The following is a 2206-nucleotide window of genomic DNA, read 5'->3' as shown; positions in this document are numbered from 1 at the left end:
GCCGAAACCCGCGTCGCCCTCGGCCCCGCCCTCGCCACCCTCGACGAACGCGAACAGAAAATCCTCACCCTGCGCTTCTACGGCAACCTCACCCAATCCCAGATCGCCGACCAGGTCGGCATCTCCCAGATGCACGTCAGCCGCCTACTCACCAAGGCCCTGACCAAGCTGCGCACCCAACTCGCCGCAGGCCTCTGAGACCGCCCCTCCGGGCCGCCGTCCCGCTCCCGGTGGGCGATGCCCTGACCCGATCACCGGCTCCTGACGCCCGACCGTGGGCCGCGCAGGCATGGCTCGATGCTGCGCCGTCCAGCTGGCGTCTTGGAGGGCGAGCTGGACCTCAAGATCACGGGTACGAGCACCCGCGCCGGGTTCCCGCTCGCCTCGTGATCCGTGCTGCGCCGGCGGTCTCGGAGCAGAGATTGTCACCGGTGATGAATCCTGCCGGCGACCCGGACCTGCCGCGGCCGTCAGGCGACGCAGAATTCGTTGCCTTCGGGGTCGTGCATGACGATGTGGCCGAAGTGGCCGTCGTAGGTCTGTTCGCGGACGATGGTCGCGCCGGCGGCTGACAGGGCGGCGGCCTTGGCGCGGATGCGGTTCTCGCGGTCGGCGGGGTCGGTGGGCGGGCCGGTCGAGGTGCGGACGTCGATGTGCATTCTGTTCTTGGCCGTCTTGGGTTCCGGCACGCGGAGGAAGGCAATCGCCGGGCCGCTGCCATGCGGGTCGATGATCGAGGCGCCGTCCGGGTCGTCGTAGCCGGGCTCCGGCTCGTAGCCGAGGGCTTCTGCCCAGAAGGCCGCGAGCCGGTGCGGGTCCGCGGCGTCGCATCCCAGGGTCCATCGTGTGGCCATGGTGGCACGGTACCCGGGGGTGCGGCGGGGGGAGCAGGACCGTGCCCGGGCAATCCTCGCCGACAAGCACCTCACCATGTGGAACGACCTCGTTGTCTCCGGCAAGGCGGTTCCTGAACACCCGGGCCCCCTCGGTCACGATTCTCGGATCGTGCGGTTACGCCTCGGCCGACTACTTCGATAACAAACTACGGAAAGTTCACAAACCGCCCTCTGATCCCGTCGGACTGCCGTGAGTTCGACTGCTACGGATACGACCCGAAAACGGGTTGCCCGGGTGGTTGTGGCACTACCGACAACGTGAATTGGGGCCGCAAGACCGGCAAGACGTCGACGAAGGCCAACTCTAAGCGCAAGCATTACAGCGGCCGGACGAAGGACGGCCGCAGCGTTCCGGACAAGAGCAAGGGCGAACGCTGGACCCTCCAGGACTACGCGGAGTTCCGATACAACACCTCGTACGCGGATGCCCTGGCCAATCACTTGGTTCAGCAGGACCTGTGTTGCGCCCCGGGTTGAATGGAGACATCGAAACCTGGAGGAACACCGGCGATGCCTGCACCGAAGAAGTACAACGATGATCTGCGTGAGCGTGCGACCCGGTTGGCGGTCGAGGCCCGCCGGGACCCGGCGTCCGCGGCCGGGGCGATCCAGCGGATCGCCGGGTCGCTCGGGGTTCATCCGGAGGCGTTGCGCACGTGGGTGAAGAAGGCCGAGACCGACGCCGGCGTACGGCCGGGCACGACCAGCAGCGACGCCGAACGTATCGCCGCGCTGGAACGGGAGAATCGTGAGCTGCGCCGGGCGAACCAGATTTTGAAGTCCGCGGCGAGTTTCTTCGCGGCGGAGCTGGACCGTCCGTCGCGATGAAGGTCGACTTCGTCGACTCCCACCAGGCCGAATACGGTGTCCAGCCGGTCCTGCAGGCTCTTGAAGATACGCCGGCACAGATCGCACCGTCGACCTACTACGCCGCCAAGACCCGCCCCGCCAGCGCCCGATCACGCCGTGACGAGCAACTGACCGGGCTGATCAAGCAGATCCACGCGGAGAACTACGGCGTCTACGGTGCCCGCAAGATCTGGCACGAGCTGCAGCGACGTGAGGTGCGGGTGGCCCGGTGCACCGTCGAACGGCTGATGCGCGAGGCCGGGCTGCGCGGGCTGCTACGCGACAAGTCACCGCGCACGACCCGCCCGGCCGCGGAGACTGACCGGCCTCGTGACCTGGTCAAACGTGACTTCACCGCGACGGCCCCGAACCAGCTGTGGGTCGCGGACCTGACGTATGTGCGCACCAGTATCGGCTGGGTGTACGCCGCGTTCGTCCTCGACGTGTACTCCCGCATGATC

At 67.5% G+C, this 2206-nt stretch carries 4 protein-coding genes; 3 read left to right on the top strand and 1 reads right to left on the bottom strand.

What is annotated here, in order from left to right; genetic code table 11:
* Positions 1-198: sigma-70 family RNA polymerase sigma factor (locus CLV70_RS38760; protein WP_146164367.1), on the top strand; the 198-nt coding region annotated here is incomplete at its 5' end.
* A 272-nt stretch (positions 199-470) separates the two neighbouring features.
* Here CLV70_RS38760 and CLV70_RS38755 read toward each other — a convergent pair.
* Complete coding sequence (locus CLV70_RS38755; RefSeq protein ID WP_106131587.1) at positions 471-854, bottom strand: VOC family protein; 384 nt, start codon at positions 852-854, stop codon at positions 471-473.
* 552 nt (positions 855-1406) lie between these two features.
* On the opposite strand from CLV70_RS38755, the gene CLV70_RS38745 reads away from it, so the two are divergent.
* Positions 1407-1724 (top strand): transposase, encoded by a 318-nt coding sequence (locus CLV70_RS38745; RefSeq protein WP_158277950.1) that lies wholly within the window; start codon positions 1407-1409, stop codon positions 1722-1724.
* Positions 1721-2206: IS3 family transposase (locus CLV70_RS38740; RefSeq protein ID WP_146164366.1), on the top strand; the 486-nt coding region annotated here is incomplete at its 3' end. The genes CLV70_RS38745 and CLV70_RS38740, both read left to right, overlap by 4 nt.

Source organism: Pseudosporangium ferrugineum (assembly GCF_003002065.1).
GTDB lineage: Bacteria > Actinomycetota > Actinomycetes > Mycobacteriales > Micromonosporaceae > Actinoplanes > Actinoplanes ferrugineus_A.
The sequence above is the reverse complement of the archived record's forward strand: the minus strand, read 5'-3'. Positions and strand labels throughout refer to the sequence as shown.

What these genes read in the sequence shown, in the direction of transcription:
- CLV70_RS38745 (WP_158277950.1), top strand. Translation starts at nt 1,407, where the DNA reads ATGCCTGCACCGAAGAAGTACAACGATGATCTGCGTGAGCGTGCGACC.
- CLV70_RS38755 (WP_106131587.1), bottom strand. Translation starts at nt 854, where the DNA reads ATGGCCACACGATGGACCCTGGGATGCGACGCCGCGGACCCGCACCGG.